This is a genomic window from Marinilabilia salmonicolor, from assembly GCF_003003035.1.
Taxonomy (GTDB): Bacteria; Bacteroidota; Bacteroidia; order Bacteroidales; family Marinilabiliaceae; genus Marinilabilia; species Marinilabilia salmonicolor_A.
Window position 1 is genome coordinate 74,983 of sequence record NZ_PVTS01000010.1, and the last position, 20,519, is coordinate 95,501.

Below are 20,519 nucleotides of genomic sequence, written 5' to 3' on the forward strand. Positions count from 1 at the left end.
TTTTGCTATAAAAAGCACCTTAAAGACCGTTTTTTACCTTATTTTTGTGCTGATTAAAAAAATGCCAACAGACCTTTTTCGACAGCTTAGAATTATATCTATCTTGATACCAAAGCAATACAAATACAGCCTCTCGAATGTCAGGACCGGATTATTATCGGCCCTGCTCTTTTTATTTGCAATTTCGACAGCATCCAATGCTCAGAATCCGCTGATGCAGGACACGCTTTCGGAAGCTGCTCCCGACACTTTATCTCAACCTGCTGATACCACACAGACCAAAGAATCCCGCCCTCCTGTAATAGAAGCCGAGGTAGATTATTCGGCAACCGATTCCGTGAAGTTTACCGGAGGAAAAGTATTTTTGTATGGTGATGCCAGTGTCAGTTATCAGGATGTGCTGCTAACTGCTTATCAGATAGAACTTGATTTGGACAGCAGCCTTGCTTATGCCACCGGCAGAATTGACTCCACCGGTGCCGAGACAGGCCTTCCGGTATTCAAAGATCCCAGTGGAGAATATACTATGCGGTCGATTCGCTACAATTTTGAAACCGAAAAAGCCATTATCGAACACGTGGTAACCGAGCAGGGAGAAGGATATGTGGTCAGTGACCGTGCAAAAAAACTTGAAGACAATGTTTATTGTCTCCGAAACGGGAAATACACCACCTGTACCAACCATGATCATCCTCACTTTTATCTGAATATGACCAAAGCCAAGGTCATTCCCGGGAAAAAAATCATTACCGGACCTGCCTATCTGGTAATTGAGGATGTGACCATGCCATTCGTGGTTCCATTTGGATTTGTTCCCAGCTCCTCTACCTACAGTTCCGGTTTTATTCTTCCCTCTTACGGTGAAGAAAGCAACCGTGGATTTTTTCTGCGCGACGGAGGTTATTACTGGGCAGCGAATGATTATTTTGATTTATCCCTGACCGGTGACATTTATACCAACGGCTCCTGGGGCACGCGTATGGCATCCAAATATAAACTAAGATACCGGTTCTCCGGAAATTTCAACTTTCAGTACATTACCAATATCACCAGCGAAAAAGAGTTGCCCGACTACAGCAAAAGTACAGATATGTCCATCAACTGGTCGCACAGCCAGGACTCCAAAGCCAATCCCTACCGCCGTTTTTCGGCCAGTGTCAATTTCTCTACCAGTTCTTTCGATCGCAACAACGTGGGTAGCATCATCAATCCCCGGCAGTTGGCAACCAACACCAAACGATCCAGTATTTCCTATTCCAGACAATTTCCGGGAACACCATTTAATTTCTCGGCCAATGCGCAACACTCTCAAAACAGTCGGGATACCACCATTGACCTTACTATTCCCAACCTGACATTGACCATGAACCGGATCTACCCATTCAAAAGCAAAAATAAAGTGGGATCTAAAGAGAGTTGGTATGAAAAAATCAGTCTGAGCTATACAGGTAATGCCAGTAACCGGATTTCCACCAAGGAGAGCGAACTGATGGACGCAAGTCTGGCTCAGGACTGGAAAAACGGCATCCAGCACAGCATTCCGGTAAGTATGAACTTTAAGTTTCTACGGCATTTCACCTTCTCTCCCAGTTTCAACTATAAAGAAAGATGGTATTTTAAATCCATCGAAAAATCATACGACGAAGAACAGCAACAGGTAGTGGTTTCTGATACCACACAGGGCTTCAACCGGGTTTACGATTATAACTTCAGTGTAGGTACCCAAACAAAACTTTATACCTTTTTCCGACCCAGTCGCTGGCTTTTTGGTGATGGCATTCAGGCCATCCGGCACATGATGACCCCCTCGGTGAGTTTTAGTTACAGCCCCGACTTTGGTGACCCCAAATACGGATATTACGACTGGTTTGAATATTATGATGCCAGAAGAGATGAAGTTGTAAGACACGACTACTCCATCTATGAAGGATCAATGTACGGCGTTCCCGGACGAGGTGAATCAGGCTCCATGAGTTTTGGCCTGAACAACAACCTGGAGATGAAAATCAAAAGTAGAAAAGACAGTACCGGGTTTAAAAAAATCCCCATTCTGGAGTCCTTAAACCTGAGTACATCCTATAACTTTCTGGCTGACTCGATGAACTGGTCAAGAATCAATATGAGTGGACGGACCAAGGTACTCGGCACTGCGGTTAATTTCAATGCCCTTTTTGACCCCTATACCATCAAACTGGATGAGCGGGGAAATCCCACACGGGTAAACACCCTCCTCTGGAACGACAAGAAAAAACTTGCACGCCTGGAAAATGCCAGCCTGAGTTTCGGATTGAATTTCGGATCAAAAGACTTTCAAAAAAAGAACGATCAACAGGACCAGCAAGGGGATAACTCAGAATTCCCTGACGGGGAGAGGCCTCCTGAAAACCTGCCCACACAAGGACAGGATCAGCAAACGGCAGCCAATACCCCCACCCCCGAATATGCACCTTTTTCTATGCCCTGGAACCTGTCACTGAATTACAATATGAGGATTGTACAGGATAAGTTCAACACGGAAAAAATGGCGTACGACAAGAAATTTACGGCCGACATCAGTCTGAACGGAAATGTCACCCTGACACCAAAATGGTCGGTAAACTTCAGTACCGGATATAACCTGGACCGAAAAGAAATCTCACACACCAATGTTCGCATCAACCGCGATCTGCACTGCTGGAGCATGAGTTTCAACCTGGTGCCGGTAGGTTCTTACAAATCTTACTTCTTCACCATTTCTGTAAACAGCAGCATGCTCCGTGACCTTAAATACGAGAAACGCAGTCACCCACGTGACAATCCGGGTTTTGGTAGCTTTTAACACGGTTGGATTGTTAACTGTTATCTGTTGGCTCTTAGCTCTTGACTCTTGGCTTCTGACTATCAGGAAATTATCAATAAACAATTACCAATGAGCAATTATCAATGATTAGTTAAACAAAAAACCAGGAGAAGCGTTTTCTTAACCTGAAAACTCTAAAACGGTCAACTTAATTTGGACATGGTTTTGGTACGCGGAACACTGAACTTAAAAGCCCCACGCTTACCACCCTGATAGGGAAACCCCGACAAGCAACACCAAGCCAAACCCAGAACTCAAAACCCAGAACCCGGAACTCAAAACTCAGAACTTAAACCACCAACCATGAAAAGAATCATCTCCACCCCCAATGCACCACAAGCCATCGGGCCTTATAGTCAGGCCGTTATTGCCGGCAATATGCTTTTCATCTCCGGCCAGGTACCCATCAATCCTGAAACAGGAAAACTGATAGAAGGAGATATCAAAAGTCAGACAGAACAGGTGATGAAAAACCTGGACGCTATCCTTTCAGAAGCCGGATGCACCTTTAAAAACGTAGTGAAAACAACTTGCCTCTTAAGCAATATTGCCAACTTTAAAGCAATGAACGAAGTTTATGGACAATACTTCCCTAAAAACCCTCCTGCCCGGGCTGCGTTTGCTGTTAAAGATCTTCCTTTGGGGGCACTGGTGGAGATTGAGGCAGTAGCAGTAAAGAAATAAAAATGTAGTAAAACACGAAAACAGGATAAAACAATACACAACCTGCAAAGAAGATAAATAAACGTTACCTTTATGGAAACATAAAATATCCCACATGGAAGTAACGGTAAGCAGAAAAAACTTAGTATTCAATCCTGACCCGAGCAGGGTGATAGCCCGCTTTTTGTTTACTGGTGAACAGAGGGCTCTAAGTACCATCCGCTCCATCCTGGAAATGTCAGAAAATGAAGCATTATTGACCCTAAATCAAACACTCAGGGATTATTCTATGCGTCACAGAAATATTTCCAGAATTTTTGAAAAACACTTTAATAAAATTGCAGACCTGATTACATCTCTGGGTAAAAATCCGGATGAAATAGATTACTCAAAAAAAATACTTATAGGCTCCTATTTTACCATGGAGTACTCTATCGAATCAGCTGCGTTTTTTAATCCATCAATAGTAGAACATCCCGATCAGACGGAGATAAAACCAGGATCTAAAAGGGTTATAATCAGCTTTCGGGCCACCGGAGAGGGACACATATCATCTATAGTATTCAGAACCGGCATTCTGGATAAATCCAACAACCTCACCGTGGAATCTATTGGTGATATGCTGGAAGAGGCAGAGCATATAAGACGGCATGTTTATGATAAAGAATCCTTTGCTCACAAACTGGAAGAAATGCAGGAAATTCACAGCCTTATTCCTCCCGCACTAATTTTGAATAAACTCCCTGAGAAATTCACTTACGGGGAACTGCGACAATGCATTGACGAATCCAGAAAATCAGTTCATTTAACTTCTGACAAAGAATATCTTTTTAACCAACTCACCTGGTTGGCTTCCTCGCATTATGAATTACAATTCTCACTGGATACTAATATTTCAGAAAGAGTTATTTTTCCTGTTTCGGCCAATGAAAAAAATGGAATTGAAGATGCCCGTTTTGTGAAATTCACAGATGACGACAACAAGACCATCTATTATGCCACTTATACCGCATACGATGGAGCAACAATCCTCCCAAAGCTTCTTGAAACAGAGGACTTCTACCACTTCAAGGTGAGACCCTTGCACGGTGAAATTGCACAAAACAAAGGAATGGCGTTGTTTCCCCGAAAAATTAATGGCAAATATGCTATGCTTTGCAGGTTGGATGGATTTAACAACTATATCGCATATTCAGATAACATTACCCTTTGGCGAAAGGCTGATATCCTCCAGCAACCCCAATACCCCTGGGAGCTTATTCAGATTGGAAACTGTGGCTCACCTATTGAAACGGAAGAAGGGTGGCTGGTCATCACCCATGGCGTTGGTCCTATGCGTGAATATGCTTTAGGAGCTGCCTTGTTTGACATTGATAATCCTGAAAAAGAAATAGGACGATCCAAAACTCCGCTCCTGATACCCAACACAGAAGAAAGAGAAGGTTATGTGCCCAATGTTGTATATTCATGTGGCTCAATGACACACAATGATGAATTGATCATTCCCTATGCTATGTCCGATTATGCTTCCACTTATGCATCTGTTAATTTAAAAGACCTAATCAGCGAACTGAAGAATTCGTATTAGCCGTTGCTGAAGTTTATTAATACCATCTCTTTCCAGCGCCATAAAATCACGGCTATACTTCTGTTTCTTTTATCATACCTCTTCTCCGCTCCTGCTTCACACTTCTGCCTGTCAGCACCTGCATTTTAATATCAATGTGTGAATTATGTAATTTATTGCTATGGAAATGTAATAGTTCTTGCACCGGAAGGAACTATTTTTAGAAGATTGATGAAACTAATCTACCATATCCATGAAACAGGTAGGGTTTAAACGGGTTGAAAGCCTGAGAGCAATAACCAAGCAACGCCCTGGGGCTGGAGTCATCCTCCCCGCCTCCTCTCTTCATCGGTTGCGTTGCAACCAATAAAGAGAGGAAAAATTAATTAATTACAATTTTCCTGTCAGGTTGCCCCAGGCTATTGCTTAAAGACCTTTGACCTTTAAAGACACAGCCTCATCTGATCAAAGTGGAATTATGTATTTCACTAAAAGCGAAAAGCTCCGGTTTTGAGAGGACTGATTAATTCACAAAACTTTCATATAGAAGAGATAATCATATCAAGAGAGATTAGAATAAATTCATGGCCGGTTATATGTTAAAAAAATGCAAAAAGACTATTGTCGTAATTGTAGCTCATCCAGATGATGAAACTCTTTGGAGCGGAGGAACAATATTAAGTCACCCTAAATGTGATTGGTTTATTGTTTCCCTCTGCCGGGGCAAAGATTCAGATCGTTCCAAGAAATTTTTCAAAGCATTGGAAGCACTAAATGCCCAAGGCATTATGGGAGACCTTGACGATGAGCCCGAACAGAAACCACTAAAGCCCAAAAAGATTGAGACAGCTATTCTGAATTTGTTGCCTTTAAAACATTTCGATATGATTATTTCCCACAGTCCCGTGGGTGAATACACAAAGCATCTTCGTCATGAAGAAATTGGCAGAGCGGTAATAAAATTATGGCATACCAATAAAATTGCTGCCAACTGCTTTTGGGCATTCGCTTACGATGACGGAAATAAAGAATATTTACCCAGAGCGATTGAAAAAGCACCGATAATCACCAACCTTTCCGCTCAAATATGGAAAAAAAAGCATAAAATAATTACCGCAACATACGGTTTTGATAATAATAGCTGGGAAGCACAAACCACTCCAAAAACTGAGGCGTTTTGGCAGTTCGGAAATCCATCGGAAGCCACGAATTGGCTCAAAAAAATAAAGTAGCAAAATCTGGCACCAGGATATATAATTTGAACTTAATCCGGAAGTCATTACAAATGAAGTACAGATTTTACGGTTTAGTTAAACATTAAAGACCATGAAAGTACTTGTTTTATACGATTATCCACCGTCGCCCGGAGGCCTGGCCACACAAGGCGACTTGCTCTACAAAGGACTGTTGGAAATGGGCGTGGATGCTCATGCTGCACATTTTGAATCAGCACAGGAAAAAGAATGGTATTATCGATGGTTTGAGCCTGACGTGGTAGTTGGAATAGGTTATTGGGGACATACCCCTCAACTGGTTCTTCACCCTCAGCGTTACGGAATCAAAGCCGTTCCATGGCTGGTAGCCGACGGATATATAGCCAACTATCAGGAAATTTTGAATGCATTGCCGCTTATTCTGGTAACGTCGAACTGGGTAAAAGAAATGTACATACGCGATGGAATCAATCCGGATATCATCGAAGTATTGCCGGTAGGCTGCGATACCGACTCGTTTAAACCCTTCTGCAAAGATGATCCAAAGATTATTGCAGTAAGAGAAGCGCTGGGGATATCTTCCGATCAGCTCATGGTGCTCACCGTGGGAGGTGATGCCGCTTCAAAAGGAGCTCAGGAAGTAATGCAGGCACTTGCCATAATAGATGCTAAAGCACCCGATTGGAAATATGTTTGTAAAGTTTGGCCTCAGCCACGTACCAAAGCACAAAATCTGGCCGATCTGGAATTGGCCCAACGGCTGGGAATTGAGAAGAATGTCACTTATGCAACCAACACCATCTCCCGAACTTTTATGCCTTACCTTATGGGAGCATGCGATATCTATGCAGCCCCCTCAAGATTGGAAGGTTTTGGAATGCCTCAGGTTGAAGCCGGTGCATGTGAAAAACCAGTAATTAGCTTAAAAGCCATGGGAATGCTTGATACGCTTGTACATAAAGAAACCGCCCTGCTTGCTAGAGTTGCCCGTAAAATTGTGGTTAATGAAGTTATTATCGGTGAGGAATCAGGATTTGAGGAAAAACACACGATGTTGTTTAAAACACCCCGAATTGTTGATTATCGGGCCAATGTACAGGATATAGCGAAACATCTGATGACGTTAATGAATGATGGTGCTTTAAGATTGAGTATGGGAAAAGCCGGAAGAAAAAGGGTGATTGAAAAATTCGACTACCGGTCTGTCGCTAATCGTTTCATTCAAATTGTAAGTGAAAGATTAGAGATTGATTGAATACTTCCAGTATTTAAAAATCACAGAAAATCAGAACATACCATGCTAAAAACCAACCAAATAGTGATCAATGAAGCCCGCAATGCAGCTATCGAGGTTTTGCTACACAATGCACATGGCCCTTTTCACAGCCTTCCACGAACAGCCGGTTGGGGTTATCCCGAACCTTATACCCGGGATTTGATGTTTGCGCTGTTGGGCATTGCGGTCTCCAGAAACCAGGAGCTCATGAGCAGTATGCGCCATGTATTGGAGATACTGGCAAAAAATCAAACCAGCCACGGGCATATCCCTTCATTGGTGCATGATGCCGAGGATCGTGGCGCAAGCGATACTACTCCCCTGTTTTTATTAGGTGTAGGAATATTCAGAAAAGTAACAAACGAAAAAGATTTTCTGCAGGGAGCTCTTGAGAAAGCTCTTCAATGGATGGAATATCAAAGTCCCTCGGATCGCTGTTTAGTTGCGCAACAACCTACCAGTGACTGGCGTGATGAACAATGGGTGACTGGCTATGGTCTTTTTGTAAACACATTGACATACAGCTACCTGAGATTACTCAACCTACACGAAAGAGCTAACCAGTTGAAGCATGACATGGGAAGATTCACCATCACCAACGGCATTATGCACAAGCATGTACATGAAGGCCTTGTAGTTAAGTACAAGCCCTACTATGCATTCTGGTCATATAAAATTTTTAGTAGTGAACGTTTCGACCTTCTGGGAAACAGCCTGGCTATTTTGTCTGGATTGGCTTCTCCGGGCAGGGCAAATGAAATGGTATCATGGATAGAAGAAGAGTGTATCCATATGCGCAACAACGGTGAACTTGCAGTTGATTTGCCTCCCAATTTTTTCCCTTACATTAAACCTTCTGATCCCGACTGGCATGAAAGATACGAGCAGTACAACCAGCCCGGTGAGTATCATAATGGAGGCATCTGGCCATTTATTTGCGGGTTGTATATTGCAGCCCTTGTTGCAGCTAAAAGATATAGCCTGGCAGAGAAAAAGCTAATTGCTCTTACCCAAGCAATAAAGCTTTCAAAAAGCAAATCACTGAAATTCGGATTTAATGAATGGATAAGAGCACAGGATGGAATGCCCATGGGCCAGGACTGGCAAACATGGAGTGCTGCCCTTTTTTTATATGCTGCCAAATGTGTTGAAACAAAAAGAACTCCTTTTTTTAATGATGCAACCACTTAATTCGGTTTTTAACCCACTACCCAAACATACCAATTATTTATATTAAAGTAATGAAGCTCAAATAATCTCCAGCTTATTATGGTTTTGGTCAAAAGCATCATCCACGAAAATAGCCTCATTTATTCCGGCCAAAAATCAAAACATCTCCTTTTGTGTGAATCATGTAAAATAAAAAAACAATCATGTAACGAATTCCAGTCACCTTATCTGTAAGTTTATACAATTGTTTATCAGACATTTTGCATCCCCACAAGCAGGAACACACTCATCGAACAGTGAGAGAACCGGGAAAAAAATATCGATAGGGATCCCAGGAATATTTCCTTTGATTCCGGAGCAAAAAAGGTTTTTGAGTTTTGAACGAACAGTTGCAGTGCTGCAACCGAAATCCCCTTATCCTGAGACCAAAGATTATTGTAATTAAACTAACAACCATCAAAATGAAAACAATTGAAAGAATTAATTCCAAAGTCGCTATACTTTTGTGCCTTTCCTTAATGATGATAAGCACACTCAGTTATGCTCAACAAACAAAGAGTACTTTGTTTAAGAAAGCCGACCAGGCGATGCTTGATGCAAAATTTGCACAGGCGGACCTGCTGGTTCCTGATGAATACAATAAAGGAATTGAAAACTACAGGCAGGCAGAAAAACATTTTGCCGACCAAAAAGGTGTTGAAAAAATTGAAGAATCACTTGTAGAAGCAGTAAACCATTTCAACCGGGCTGTCACGTTCAGTGTTTCCGCCAAATCGGTATTTGCCAGTTCACTTGACGCCCGGTCAGATGCCTTATTGGCAGGAGCTGACAGAAGTGCTTTAGAAACATGGAAAGAAGCTGAAGAAGTGTTCAATAAAGCAGCCAGAGAGCTGGAAAAAGGCGATCGGGATGACTCCTATAAGTATGCAACCGAAGCCATTGAACTATACCGGAAAGCAGAATTAACTTCCATAAAAACTGATTTGCTTGACAAAACCCGCGCATTACTGACAAAGGCAGATGACACCAACGTTGATCGAAATGCACCGAAAACTTTGAAAAAGGCGGAATCTTTGTTGGCAGCAACTGAAAGAGAACTGGAAACAAACAGGTACGATATGGATTACCCCCGTACACTGGCCAAGCAAGCAAAATACGAAGCAAGTCACGCCATTGAACTTGATAAGACCATATCTAAAATGGATGACAGGGACATGGAAATGGAAGATGTTATTCTGCAATATGAGCTCCCCCTGATCAGGATTGCTGAAAAAGCCGGCTTTGTAGCCCAGTTCCAAAATGGCATTGAAAATCCTGAACAAGGAATCATTAAACATATTTCAGAACTTCAGATAGATAACAACAGACTTAATGCTGAAAATATTGCCAGAGATAATGAAATCAGAGATCTAAAAACCACTATTGATTTATTGAAAAATGAAAACTTACTGCTCCGCACGGAGTTCGATAATGAAGTTAAAGAACGTTCAGACAGCATGAAGTCAAAGATGCTGGAGTTTGAAACCGAAAAGGCGAGGCTGGATGCAAAAATAGAAAAGCAAACAAAACTAAATCAACAGTTTGAAGAGGTTTACCTGATTTTTGACAAATCTGAAGCATCAGTATTTCGCTCTGGAGATGAAATCGTAATAAGGCTGCATGGTTTTGGTTTTGCAACAGGTAAGTCGGAAATAACTCCAACAAATTTTGATCTGTTGACCAAAGTGCAAAACGCAATTAAAATTTTTCCGGAAAGTAGCGTAATTGTGGAAGGATATACCGATTCATTCGGAGGAGATGCCTCCAATTTAATGCTTTCCCAAAAGCGGTCAGATGCGGTCACCCAATATTTGAATGCCAATTCAGATACCGAAGAAGATAGTAGAATCAGTTCTGTAGGTTATGGAGAAATCAACCCTGTGGCCAATAATGAAACTGCAGAGGGACGAAAACAAAACCGAAGGATTGATGTAAAAATTCAACCCCAAATGTAGAGATGACCAAAGCCATAGGTAGAATGCTCACAAACAGGCCTGCTCCTATGGCTTTTTAAAGTTCTCATGCTATGTCATAAATCAGAAAAATCCAATCCTGAAACTTTTAACAGAAGCATTCAGGATTGAAACCAATTAAACTTAAATAAATTATTATGTCTGCACTAACTATAATTGGCGTCATCATTGGTGTTGGAATTCTCCTTTGGCTAATCAACCGATACATTCCAATGCAACGCACAATCAAGGGTGTTCTAAACACTGTTGTTGTTATCATCCTAATACTATGGCTATTGAATGTCATTGGAGTTCTTGGCACTTTGCAGAGTATCAGAATTTAACACCAGCCAGATGGAAGAATAGATGCTAAAAGACCAGACAGCTACCACCAAAACAATCCCCAATATGAAAAAGCAAATTAAACCAATATCCAAATCCGATAAGTTGAGGCAAGCGGCGGAATTGTTAGTAAACAAAAAGGAATCAGGTCATAAACCTTCTCTTTCCGTATCGGAAACTTTAAAAATCATTCACGAATTGGAGATCCATCAGTTAGAATTGGAAATGCAAAATGAAGAGCTTAAAAAGGCCAGAGAAAAAGCAGAAGAAAATGAGCGACTGAAATCATCATTTCTGGCCAATATGAGCCATGAAATAAGAACCCCAATGAATGGAATTCTCGGGTTTACACAAATACTTAAAACCTTTGAGATGAATGAAGAAGAACGGCAAAATTATATAGAAATAATTGAAAAAAGCGGTATCCGGATGCTAAACATTATTAACGACATCATCAGTATTTCTAAAATTGAATCTCAACAAGTTGAAATCTCTATTGCGGAGACGAATATTAACGAACAGGTGGAATATATTTATCATTTCTTCAAACTTGAGGCTGAGCAGAAAAAGTTAAACCTTTCCTTCAAAAATGATCTTCCGGATGAAAAAGCATTTTTCAGGACCGACAGAGAGAAAGTTTATGCCATCCTTACCAACCTGGTCAAAAATGCGATAAAATTCACACCAACCGGTTCTGTTGAACTGGGGTACTCTCTAAAGGATGATTTTATAGAATTTTTTGTCAGAGACAGTGGTCCGGGAATTCCGAAAGACCAACAGGAAATCATCTTTGGAAGATTTATACAGGGCACCAGAAAACTAAGCCAGAATTATGAGGGATCAGGTCTTGGATTGTCCATCTCAAAAGCATACACTGAAATGCTTGGTGGAAAAATACGGGTTGAGAATAATGCATCTCATAATGGAAATGGTGCAGGGAGTACCTTCTTCTTTACCATATCCGCCATACCTTTTAACCCCCCAAAAAGTATAAACCGAAATGAAAATCCCGGAAAAAAGATAAATGACAAAGCCAGGGGTCTCAATATTCTAATTGTGGAAGATGATAAAATATCACGGATGCTTCTGAATACAATGGTAAAAGACTTAAGCAAGAATATTTTTAATGCAACCAACGGAATTGAAGCGGTCAATGTGTGCAGAAACAATCCGGAAATCGATTTAGTCCTGATGGATATAAATATTCCGAAGAGGAATGGTTATGAAGCCACCCGGGAGATTCGTGGTTTTAACAGAAAGGTTAAAATAATTGCACAAACAGCTTATGCTCTTGAAGGGGACAGGGAAAAATCTATTGCCGTGGGTTGTAATAATTATGTATCCAAACCAATTAACAGAACCGGCTTAAGAAGCATGATAAGTGGGTACTTTCCAAAGTTAACTAAAGCATAAAAAAGATAAACCATAAAAACAAAAGCCATGAAAAATCTACTTTACATCATTGCAGTGATACTCATTATTGCATGGGCTATCGGATACCTGGGTTACAGTTCGGGTGGTCTTATCCACATTTTGCTTGTGATTGCCGTTATTGCAATAATTATCAGACTTATTCAGGGTAGAAAACCATTATAACCGTGACCAAAAAAGAATTCATTATACCCATGTATGTAAAAACAGTACTGGTTATTCTCGGTTTAGTAGCCTTTGTATTCACATTGTATATTGCTCAGGGCATAATAATACCCCTTGTATTTGCAACTATCCTGGCCATTGTGCTCCACCCGGCTGTAAGCATGATAATCAGGTTAAAAGTGCACAGGGTGGTAGCCATTGGCCTTGTGATGCTTCTTACTTTTTCAGTCATAGCCCTGTTTGGTACACTTTTGTATTCACAGGCCAGCCGGTTCACAGAATCATTTCCCAAACTGGTGGATAAGTTCACCCAAATCATTAATCAGTTAATATTTTGGACATCAGGATATTTTGATATTAGCGCCAATGAAATTACCCAATGGATTACAAATACGAAAAACGAACTCATCGGGAGTGATGAAATCGGGCAAACCATCGTTGGAGTAGGCAGCATTCTGGCCTTTTTGTTTTTGATTCCGGTTTACGTATTTATGATTTTATTCTATCAGCCACTCCTGATTGAATTTTTACATCGGTTATTTGGAGAAAACAACAGAAGCAAAGTGAGCGAAATCATAAACCAAATAAAAACACTTATTCAGCGTTACCTCATCGGACTGCTTTTTGAGGTAGTAATCATCTCTTTTTTATATACGATTGGTCTCCTGATTTTGGGGATTGAATATGCATTAGTGCTTGGCATATTGGGAGCTCTGCTCAATCTTATCCCGTACCTGGGTTCCATCATTGCTGCCTCTATGCCGATGATTATTGCCATTGTTACGAAACCATCTCCCTGGTTTGCAGTACTGGTTTTGGCGCTATATATATTCATTCAATTTATTGATAACAATTATATAGTTCCCAAAATAGTTGCTTCAAAGGTAAAGCTTAACGCATTGGCTTCCATCATTGCAGTTATTACTTTTGGTGCACTGTGGGGCATCCCGGGAATGTTGGTTGCTATCCCCCTGACAGCAATTGCAAAACTAATTTTTGACCATATCAAGCCTTTACAATCATGGGGATTTTTATTAGGCGATAACTTACCCGATTAATAAGCTCACTCATTCACAAAAAAAAATCTAACCCGTGACCTCCTCCCCTGCCATTCCTCGCAATATGTGTGAATAATGCAATCCTTATCAGGAATTATGTAAAACAATAATTTATAAACACTCCTACCTTTACTCTGTGGATAAGAATACACCATTTAAGAAAGTGACAATAAACACCCTTGTCATTAAAAACCAGGCAATCCGGCTTGGTGAAAAAACATATAATAAAACACTGGAGGCCAATATTTTCTTCGCAGGGTTAGGTGATTTCTTTTTGTTTCTTTGGCAAACGGTTAAAGAAACTTTTTCTCCGAATTTTGAATTTAACGAATTCCTGCGGCAGAGTTTCCAAATCGGTTACAAAACGGTTCCGCTTATATCGGTAACAGGTCTCATAATGGGGGTTGTACTTACCATACAATCGCGGCCGGTTTTGGCTGATTTTGGAGCCGAATCCCTCCTTCCCGGTATGGTTGCTTCCTCAATCATCCGGGAAATGGGACCGGTAATTACCGCATTAATCTGCGCTGGAAAAATCGGCTCGGGTATGGGGGCCGAACTGGGTTCAATGAAGGTATCGGAACAGATTGATGCCATGGAAGTTTCTTCCACTCACCCCATCCGTTTCCTGGTAGTTACCAGGGTTTTAGCTGCCACGCTGATGATTCCGATTTTAGTTTTGTATGCCGACGCCCTTGGAATCCTTGGCAGTTGGGCGGCAGCAAACATCAAAGGAAGTGTCACATTTGTATTGTTTTTCAACCAGGCCTTCAGGGTTGTTGATTTTATGGATTTTTTACCTGCTGTAATTAAAACATTCTTTTTTGGAGCCGCCATAGGGCTCGTGGGTTGTTACAAAGGTTATTCCGCAGGGCGGGGGACAGAAAGTGTTGGCAAAGCGGCCAATTCCGCCGTTGTACTGGCCTCCCTGCTTGTGATGGTAGTGGACCTGATTGCTGTTCAGATTACAGATATGCTTTTGTAGCTGGTAACAAGTAGCCCATAGCTCGTAGCTCGCAGCTACTGGCTCTTAGGAAAATGGCTGAAAGCTTGAAGATGAAAGTACCTCAGTCGCCCGTGGCAGAAAGCAGGTTCCTGAAAGGGGCCAATTTGAATAACCACGGGTAACAACCCGGGGTAGCAGAATAAGTGAACCGGGTCCCCGAATGGGGGCCAACAATTAATTCACTGATGGTTTATTACGAAAACCGTTCTTTGCAAACAAAGCAGTGGAGGGCCAATCCGGTACTTTTGAGACGCAGAGTTAAACACATTTTGAGATAAATCCAAAGAACTTAAAAAATTATACAAACAACACATTTCCAATCGACTGTAATTTTACTTAGAAAAAAAACAAGAAATGCCGGAAAATAAAAGCTTGATACAAGACATCACACAAACCTCCAATTTGGTTATTGAAATCAATAACCTCAGTAAAGGTTTTGACAACCTGCAGGTATTAAAAAACTTGTCTTTAAAGCTTTTCGATGGTGAGAACCTTGTGGTACTGGGCAAATCAGGTTCCGGAAAATCGGTTCTTATAAAATGTATTGTCCGATTGCTTAACGCCGACCAGGGCACAATAACGGTATTGGGAAAAAATGTAAACAACCTGAAAAGCAAGGAATTGGCAGTACTTCGGGAAAAAATTGGGTTCCTTTTTCAAAGCGGGGCTCTTTACGATTCCATGACCATTAAAGAAAACCTTGAATTCCCATTAATAAGGATAAAAAAGAAGCTATCTAAAAAGGAGAGGGAAAAAAAAATTGAAGAAGTTTTGGAGAATGTGGGGTTGAGCGACACTTTGCATAAAATGCCCTCAGAACTTTCAGGGGGCATGAAAAAAAGAGCCAGCCTGGCACGGACTATTGTAGTGGATCCGATGATTATGCTGTACGATGAACCAACAACGGGACTCGACCCGGTAACTTCTGACGGGATAAGCGCACTGATAAATGATGTTCAAAAGAAATACAAAACATCATCCATCATCATCACACATGATATTGAATGTGCCCGCGCCACAGCCGACAGAATAATTATGTTACAGGATGGCGAAGTTTATATGGAGGGAAGCATCAACGATTTTGAGAATTCGGACGATGAGTTAATCCAGTCATTTTTCAAAGAATAAAGAATTAGCAATGGAAAATCATACACCACGTTTTAAGGTCCGGTTAGGCATTTTTATAGCCGTTGGGATTTTAATTTTTGTAACTGCCATTTTCATTATTGGCAAACAACAGAATTTATTTAATCCTGTATTTAAAATTTCAACCAATTTTTTCAATGTAAGTGGCCTTCAGGTCGGCAATAATATTCGCTTCTCGGGCATCAATGTGGGTATTGTCGATAACATTAAAATTATTAATGACTCAACCGTGCAGGTTGACATGCTGGTCAGAAAAGATGTCCAACAGTTTATAAAGGCTGACAGCTACGCAAGTATTGGTTCCGAAGGAATTATTGGCGATCGCATTATTATTATTACCCAGGGAAGCCCAAATTCACCTGTGGCCAATGATGGACAGCACATCTTATCCAAAGAACCCATCGAAACCGATGATATCATGAAAAGTTTAAAATCCAGCGCCGAGAGTGCCGAGATTATCACCGTTCAACTTGCTGAAATAATGTCAAATATTAATAACGGACAAGGAATGCTGGGACGTTTGATACAGGACACAGTAATTGCCGAGAATGTAAATATGACCATAGAAAATTTCAGAAAAAGTTCTGAGGGGCTGGATCAAACCATAGAAGTGACCAAAGAGAATGTGTTCGCTTTTATGGAAAGTTTGCAGAAAACCGCTGCAAAAACGGAAGTTGCCTCGGATCAACTTGGCGAAATCATGCTGAAAATTAACAATGGCGAAGGGACTATCGGAATGTTAGTTCAGGATACTTCGTTGGTGAAAAATATTGATGAAACGGTCATTAATCTAAAAGAAAGCAGTATCCGGCTCAACGAAAATATGGAAGCCCTCAAGCACAATTTCCTTTTCAGAGGATACTTCAAACGAAAAGCCAAAGAAGAGGAGAAAATGAGAATGGAGACAGATTCAGTCATGCCGGTGAAGAGTGATTAAAGATGAAAAGGGCAGTAATATTTCTTTTTGTTTTTCTGATAACAAATGATTTTGCATTTGCACAAGACAGTATCGTCCCAAAGGAGCCACCCCATCTTTACGAAAACATTGAGACTTATTCCGAACGAACAGGATTTACCAAATTTATGTTCCGGCTGTTTTTTAAACCGGTTTCGTCAGCTCCTGCCCAAAAAATGGTCAACAAGCGTCTGAAACAAAAACCTTACAAGTTCTTCGAAGGGAAAATCATCAGACAAATCAATATTGTAACGCTCGACCCGTTTGGGAATTCCATTGGAGACACCATTTCGGGGTCGCTTAACTTTTTATCAAAAGCCGGAAACAAATTTCATCTAAAGACCCGCTCCAAAACCATTCGAAATCTTTTGCTTATTCGTGAAAAACAACCATTCGATTCACTTCGGGTTAAAGAATCGGAACGGTTGGTGCGAAGCATGAATTATATTACCGATGTATCTTTTTATACCATTGAAGTGCCCGGAACCACTGATTCGGTGGATATCTTCATTCGCGAACTGGATAGCTGGAGCTTAATCCCCGGAGGTTCCAGGTCTGATTCACGCCTGACTATTAAACTAAGGGAGGACAATTTCATCGGGCTGGGTCACAGCTTTCAAAACGCAATGTTCGTGAACCGTTCATCCCGTGATATTGCTCATCGAATGAAATACTTCATCCCCAACATCAGCAATACTTTTATTAATTCCACCCTTCAATACGGCACCGATGAATATGGAGATTTTATTAAAACCCTGGGTGTGGAGCGGCCGTTTTTCTCCCCCCTGGCAATGTGGGCAGGAGGCATAAATTTCGCTCAACACCATCACAAAAATTCCATCTGGACTGCCAATTTTATGCCATATAAATTCAATGCACAAGATTACTGGCTGGGCAATTCGGTGCCCGTTTTCAGGGGAAATTCAGAATACAGCCGTACTACCAGATTCATTTCGGCCCTACGCTTTAAACGAGTCCGTTTTATAGAACAGCCACCAGAAACAATTGACACATTGCAATTTTACAAAAACGAAAACTTTTTCCTGGCAGGCATTGGCATTTCAACACGTCTGTATATAAAAGACAAGTATATTTTTAAATTTGGAATAACTGAAGATGTCCCTATTGGAAAAGTGGTTGGTCTGACAGGCGGTTATCAACAAAAAAACAGTTTTCAGCGTTTCTATGTTGGCGCACGTTTTTCGTGGGGTAATTATCATCCGTGGGGTTACATGAGTTCCAATATCGAATATGGAACATATTTCCGGTCATCAAGAGCCGAGCAAAGTGTGTTTAGGATTGGGGCAAATTATTTTACAGGGTTAATTGAAATCGGACAATGGAAATTCAGGCAGTTTATTAAGCCTCAGGTCATTATTGGGAGCCTCCGCACCGATTACGACAGTTTAACTATTAATAACGAATATGGTCTGAGAGGTTTCAACAGCCCTGTATTGACAGGCACCAGTCGGTTACTGTTTACATCGCAAACACAAGCTTATGCACCATGGAATTTCATCGGATTCCATTTTGGGCCCTATTTAAACTTTTCGCTGGGTATGCTTGGCGATGCAGAAAACGGGTTCCGGAAGAGCAAATTGTATTCGCAGATAGGACTGGGTATTTTAATTAAAAATGACAACCTGGTTATGAATGCGTTTCAACTATCCATTTCGTTCTATCCGGTAATTCCGGGTTTAGGAACAAATATCCTCAAAACGAACTCTTTTCAGACTACTGATTTCGGTTTCCGTGATTTTGAAATTGGAAAACCGGATGCAGTTGAATTTCGATAGTTGTTGTTTAGATCCTTTCAGGGCTGTTTGAATAGGTTACAATTAATAATGCGAGCATTCACAGGGTGGCTTTCAAAAGTGGCCGCCCCCGATGCGTCGGGTGGTTATTGCGGGCCTTAATCTGCTCTCTTTAGAAAGGTAAGTGACTTGATTATAACAGCCTACGCAAACAATGTAAAGCCTCTATCCCCGTTAGAAAAAATTTCCAGGATATCTTCATTTAAAAATTCAAAAGGCCGCCGTTGAAAACAACGACAGCCTTCTAACCTGAATAATTCATGACTTAATCAGGCTAAGTATCCATTTGAGATTAAATTTTTTAAAATCGGTATCCAAGCGAAAGCCCGAAACCTGTATTTTTAAGAGTTGATTCATCATCACCGAGAATGCGCTTGTCCTCAGGATTGATATCCAGCAACCCGAGTTGGGTGTTCAATTGCAAAAACAATCCGGTTTGTAATTCGTAACCAAAAAAGAGGTTGGCTCCCGCATCGAACGGTTTGATGTATGCCGTGGTTAACGGGTCACCCGACTCCACCTCGTTTTTAAACTCAATATCGGTCTCAACCGATAAAGAGCCACCTTCGTAAGTGGCCTTTCCACCAACACCATAAGCTACATATGGTCCAAATCCCAGTAAAAAATAGCCATTACCAAGCACTGCTTTATACACAAAATTCAATGGCAATTCGATGTATGAAAGTTTGTAAGTGCCTGAGAAATCCCCCTCGGTCATTTTTGCTCCTTTGGTGCTGTACATCAGCCCCGGTTGAAAGAAAAACTCCGGGGCAAGGGGAATCTGAGCATTCAAACCGACATGAAACCCGGTAAGCAGATCATTTTCAAGTTTGTCGCCGTTCATATTTTTACCATTCAGATTTTGTAAATTTACGCCACCCAGAATTGCAATGGAGGTTTTTGAATCAACAGACTCCTGGGCAAATGCCATCGAACCGGTGAGTGCAAAAACTAAAATTAAAGAAAATAGTTTTGTTTTCATAGTTTAAAGTTTTGTAATTGCCTGATAAAAAACCAATTAAATTTGTAAGGCTCTGGTTTAAAGTTGCGTTTATTTTATTAGAGATTGCTTCGGGCATAGCCCTCGCAATGAACTTACCGATAACGGAGAAGAAGGTTTACTTAATTTATAGACAGAGTCTAATTAGATGCCTCTTTTTCAGCTTCCGCCTTCATCTTCTCATTGGCAGTAATCAAAAATTCAACCCTGCGGTTTTGAGCGCGGCCATTTGCTGTATCATTTTCATACCTGGGTGCTGTTTCGCCAAAACCTTTTACATTTAAACGACTGTAGGCAACTCCATTAGCCGACAGATAACGAGAAACCATACGGGCCCGTTGTTCAGACAGGTTCTGGTTATATGCTTCACTCCCTTTACTGTCAGTATGTCCCTGAATTTCAATATTGGTATCGGCATAACTTTCCAATACAACAACCAGTTTGTCAAGATTCTTTTTAGCATCTTGCGACAGGTTCGATTCATCAAATCCAAACAAAATGTTACTGCTAAATTCCACAACAATCCCCTCGCCTACGCGCTCAACTTTTGCATCGGGAACAGATTTTTCAATTTCTTCGGCCTGTTTATCCATTTGCCGCCCAATAACAGCACCGGCTGCCCCACCAGCGGCTGCTCCAATAATTGCTCCAAGGGCTGTGTTGTCCGAAGCCCTGCCAATTACAGCACCTGCAGCTCCACCGGCAACAGTTCCGACAGCTGCTCCTTTTTGAGTTTTATTCCATGAAGCACAACCTGAAATAAAAAAAGCCGAACATAGAATTGTAAGGAAACTCATTTTCAACTTATTCATAATATACTGGTTTTAGTTACTTTATTCTTCTATAAAGATCAATCAATTCCGATAAAAAACATTACACATT

General features: G+C 41.1%; 18 protein-coding genes. 15 read left to right on the forward strand and 3 right to left on the reverse strand.

Annotation, left to right across the window (positions count from 1 at the left end):
* The first annotated feature begins 61 nt into the window (after positions 1-61).
* The 3 genes from BY457_RS11450 (at position 62) to BY457_RS11460 (ending at position 5,090) form a co-directional block, all read left to right on the forward strand.
* A complete protein-coding gene (locus BY457_RS11450; protein WP_374956698.1) occupies positions 62-2,818 on the forward strand; it encodes a putative LPS assembly protein LptD in 2,757 nt (918 codons plus the stop codon).
* A 324-nt stretch (positions 2,819-3,142) separates the two neighbouring features.
* Entirely contained in the window at positions 3,143-3,523 is a 381-nt protein-coding gene (locus BY457_RS11455) for a RidA family protein (protein WP_106153469.1), read from the forward strand.
* A 94-nt stretch (positions 3,524-3,617) separates the two neighbouring features.
* Entirely contained in the window at positions 3,618-5,090 is a 1,473-nt protein-coding gene (locus BY457_RS11460; protein ID WP_106153470.1) for a glycoside hydrolase family 130 protein, read from the forward strand.
* Positions 5,091-5,142: 52 nt separating this feature from the next.
* Here the strand turns inward: BY457_RS11460 and BY457_RS19235 are convergent, their stop codons facing one another.
* The gene (locus BY457_RS19235) at positions 5,143-5,274 is read right to left on the reverse strand and encodes a hypothetical protein (RefSeq protein WP_258176708.1); all 132 of its coding nucleotides are present in this window, start codon (positions 5,272-5,274) and stop codon (positions 5,143-5,145) included.
* 379 nt (positions 5,275-5,653) lie between these two features.
* On the opposite strand from BY457_RS19235, the gene BY457_RS11465 reads away from it, so the two are divergent.
* The 12 genes from BY457_RS11465 to BY457_RS11520 all read left to right on the forward strand — a co-directional run bounded on the left by BY457_RS11465 (position 5,654) and on the right by BY457_RS11520 (position 18,619).
* Positions 5,654-6,301: a PIG-L deacetylase family protein gene (locus BY457_RS11465; protein WP_219885163.1), complete on the forward strand. Its 648-nt coding sequence runs from the start codon at positions 5,654-5,656 to the stop codon at positions 6,299-6,301.
* Between the two features lie 94 nt (positions 6,302-6,395).
* Positions 6,396-7,538 carry a glycosyltransferase family 4 protein gene (locus BY457_RS11470; protein WP_106153471.1) on the forward strand — a complete coding sequence of 381 codons (1,143 nt, stop codon included), beginning with the start codon at positions 6,396-6,398 and terminating at the stop codon, positions 7,536-7,538.
* A gap of 42 nt (positions 7,539-7,580) precedes the next feature.
* Entirely contained in the window at positions 7,581-8,750 is a 1,170-nt protein-coding gene (locus BY457_RS11475; protein ID WP_106153472.1) for a glycoside hydrolase 100 family protein, read from the forward strand.
* A 440-nt stretch (positions 8,751-9,190) separates the two neighbouring features.
* Positions 9,191-10,723 carry an OmpA family protein gene (locus BY457_RS11480; RefSeq protein WP_146130972.1) on the forward strand — a complete coding sequence of 511 codons (1,533 nt, stop codon included), beginning with the start codon at positions 9,191-9,193 and terminating at the stop codon, positions 10,721-10,723.
* Between the two features lie 155 nt (positions 10,724-10,878).
* Positions 10,879-11,064, forward strand: a complete 186-nt coding sequence (locus BY457_RS11485) for a Thivi_2564 family membrane protein (RefSeq protein WP_106153474.1) — start codon at positions 10,879-10,881, stop codon at positions 11,062-11,064.
* Positions 11,065-11,128: 64 nt separating this feature from the next.
* A complete protein-coding gene (locus BY457_RS11490; protein ID WP_181256463.1) occupies positions 11,129-12,475 on the forward strand; it encodes a hybrid sensor histidine kinase/response regulator in 1,347 nt (448 codons plus the stop codon).
* 27 nt (positions 12,476-12,502) lie between these two features.
* Positions 12,503-12,658, forward strand: a complete 156-nt coding sequence (locus tag BY457_RS11495; protein WP_106153476.1) for a lmo0937 family membrane protein — start codon at positions 12,503-12,505, stop codon at positions 12,656-12,658.
* A gap of 2 nt (positions 12,659-12,660) precedes the next feature.
* Positions 12,661-13,716, forward strand: a complete 1,056-nt coding sequence (locus BY457_RS11500; protein WP_219885164.1) for an AI-2E family transporter — start codon at positions 12,661-12,663, stop codon at positions 13,714-13,716.
* Positions 13,717-13,852: 136 nt separating this feature from the next.
* Positions 13,853-14,701: an MlaE family ABC transporter permease gene (locus BY457_RS11505; protein ID WP_258176709.1), complete on the forward strand. Its 849-nt coding sequence runs from the start codon at positions 13,853-13,855 to the stop codon at positions 14,699-14,701.
* 375 nt (positions 14,702-15,076) lie between these two features.
* Entirely contained in the window at positions 15,077-15,850 is a 774-nt protein-coding gene (locus tag BY457_RS11510) for an ABC transporter ATP-binding protein (RefSeq protein ID WP_106153477.1), read from the forward strand.
* A gap of 10 nt (positions 15,851-15,860) precedes the next feature.
* On the forward strand, positions 15,861-16,805 hold the full coding sequence (locus tag BY457_RS11515) for an MlaD family protein (protein ID WP_106153478.1): 945 nt from the start codon (positions 15,861-15,863) through the stop codon (positions 16,803-16,805).
* Between the two features lie 2 nt (positions 16,806-16,807).
* Entirely contained in the window at positions 16,808-18,619 is a 1,812-nt protein-coding gene (locus BY457_RS11520; RefSeq protein ID WP_106153479.1) for a hypothetical protein, read from the forward strand.
* Positions 18,620-18,938: 319 nt separating this feature from the next.
* On the opposite strand, the gene BY457_RS11525 is transcribed toward BY457_RS11520, so the two are convergent.
* Together BY457_RS11525 and BY457_RS11530 are read right to left on the reverse strand one after the other, a co-directional pair.
* Positions 18,939-19,619, reverse strand: coding sequence for a porin family protein (locus BY457_RS11525; RefSeq protein WP_106153480.1), 681 nt, complete (start codon positions 19,617-19,619; stop codon positions 18,939-18,941).
* A 158-nt stretch (positions 19,620-19,777) separates the two neighbouring features.
* Positions 19,778-20,449 (reverse strand): OmpA family protein, encoded by a 672-nt coding sequence (locus BY457_RS11530; protein ID WP_106153481.1) that lies wholly within the window; start codon positions 20,447-20,449, stop codon positions 19,778-19,780.
* Between the last annotated feature and the right edge of the window lie 70 nt (positions 20,450-20,519).